This is a genomic window from Bartonella sp. AP9QHHD (genome assembly GCF_042195625.1).
Taxonomy (GTDB): Bacteria; Pseudomonadota; Alphaproteobacteria; order Rhizobiales; family Rhizobiaceae; genus Bartonella.
The window spans coordinates 1-1,463 of sequence record NZ_JBHIOP010000002.1 but is presented as its reverse complement, the minus strand read 5'-3'; the positions used below and the strand labels follow the sequence as shown (position 1 = coordinate 1,463).

3 protein-coding genes are annotated in these 1,463 nt (G+C 38.5%); 2 read left to right on the top strand and 1 reads right to left on the bottom strand.

What is annotated here, in order from left to right; genetic code table 11:
- Window positions 1-118: 118 nt before the first annotated feature.
- A complete protein-coding gene (locus tag ACFIK4_RS00030) occupies window positions 119-487 on the bottom strand; it encodes a helix-turn-helix domain-containing protein (protein WP_273787997.1) in 369 nt (122 codons plus the stop codon).
- Window positions 488-677: 190 nt separating this feature from the next.
- Between ACFIK4_RS00030 and ACFIK4_RS00025 the strand changes: the two genes are divergently transcribed.
- Together ACFIK4_RS00025 and ACFIK4_RS00020 are read left to right on the top strand one after the other, a co-directional pair.
- On the top strand, window positions 678-953 hold the full coding sequence (locus ACFIK4_RS00025; protein WP_375612632.1) for a type II toxin-antitoxin system RelB/DinJ family antitoxin: 276 nt from the start codon (window positions 678-680) through the stop codon (window positions 951-953).
- Window positions 954-966: 13 nt separating this feature from the next.
- A complete protein-coding gene (locus ACFIK4_RS00020; protein ID WP_273787998.1) occupies window positions 967-1,248 on the top strand; it encodes a type II toxin-antitoxin system YafQ family toxin in 282 nt (93 codons plus the stop codon).
- Window positions 1,249-1,463: the final 215 nt, after the last annotated feature.

The following is a 1,463-nucleotide window of genomic DNA, read 5'->3' as shown; positions in this document are numbered from 1 at the left end:
TCCCACCCCCTCCGCCACAGCACTTTTATGGTGCTATAACTTATTGATTTCATGTGTGTTTTTTCAAGGTGCGAGATTCGTAAATAAAGGTTCGGGAATAGGATTCTCGAACATGCTTCTACGAAGCGCATGCTTGTTTGCTAACTTTCTCTAATAATTTTTTAAATTCTGCTAAATCCTGTTGTGAAAGATTATGTAAATTTCTAACAAACATGCCAACAATTTCACGACTCAACGGATTAGAAGGCTTTATAGTGAAGCTTTTACGACAAGCATCCGATTCTCTTCTCAAAATTTCTGCTACCTCTTGATCTAAAGTATAGAGTTCAATTATCTTTTCCTCTAATCCTACAGGAACAGATCTTTTGCCAATTTCTACAGATGATAAAAATGCTACAGATATATCTAATTTTTTAGCCATATCTAAAAGGCGTTCTGAATGATCAATGCGAAGTTTGCGTAAGGTTTTACCAAATGGTGTTGGCATCTAAAAAATCCTATTAAAAAAGAAGCTCTCTCGTGATTCTAGCAGAAATTCTCAGGTTTTGGTTAGCTCCTTTTAAAAATTGACTTCCTACCCTCCTTAATACACAAGGTTGTATAGCATGACGGATAAATCTCTTGACATAGGTTTGAAATGTAGTACATTGTAGTACAATTAAGTAGGAGGTTTAGTAATGGGAAAAATTCAAGCCCGCATACCTGATGAAGTTCAAGAAATTGCAAGTGCAGTTATTAAGTCTACGGGTTTAACTATATCGGATGCAGTGCGCATGTTTATGACCCGCATTGCTAGAGATAGAGCATTACCACTTGATCTATTCCAACCAAATCCGGAAACATTACAAGCTATCGAGGATGCCGAAATGGGACGCGTCGAACGTACATCATTAGACGGCTTAAGGACCATGATACGCTCAGATAGAACCGAAGCACGTAAATCTGAAAAGTAAACCTAAGCTTGCTATGCGGGAAATTGTCTATACGCGTTCATTCCGCCGTGACCTTAAACGTGAAAGCAAAGGTAAATATGCTAATGCACTAGAGGAGGATTTGCTGCTTGTGGTCAAAGCGTTAGCGGAGAATGAACCGCTAAAGGCGCATTGGAGAGATCATGCACTAACAGGTCAGTGGCGCAATTGTCGTGATTGTCACATAAAGCCGGATTTAGTTTTGATCTATCGAAAGCCAGATGCCAAAACACTAGAGCTTTTACGACTTGGTTCCCATTCTGAACTGCGTTTATAATTGGATCTCCAATTCATAGTAATAAAGAATTTTACGAAACTTTTTCTTTTATGACAGTTGTTCAGTTCTTTGAAAACCACTGCTTTAAATGTGCAATGACATTATCTAGCGCGTCCATGAGGCGTGCAAAATCGAGGATAAGCAAAAAAAGAAAAAATGCTATCCACTTCATCAAGCGAGACATCATTTTCACGCTTTGATAGGTGATGATCATT

Excerpts from the sequence above, each read along its gene's own strand:
- ACFIK4_RS00030 (WP_273787997.1), bottom strand. The coding sequence starts at position 487 with ATGCCAACACCATTTGGTAAAACCTTACGCAAACTTCGCATTGATCAT.
- ACFIK4_RS00025 (WP_375612632.1), top strand. The coding sequence starts at position 678 with ATGGGAAAAATTCAAGCCCGCATACCTGATGAAGTTCAAGAAATTGCA.
- ACFIK4_RS00020 (WP_273787998.1), top strand. The coding sequence starts at position 967 with ATGCGGGAAATTGTCTATACGCGTTCATTCCGCCGTGACCTTAAACGT.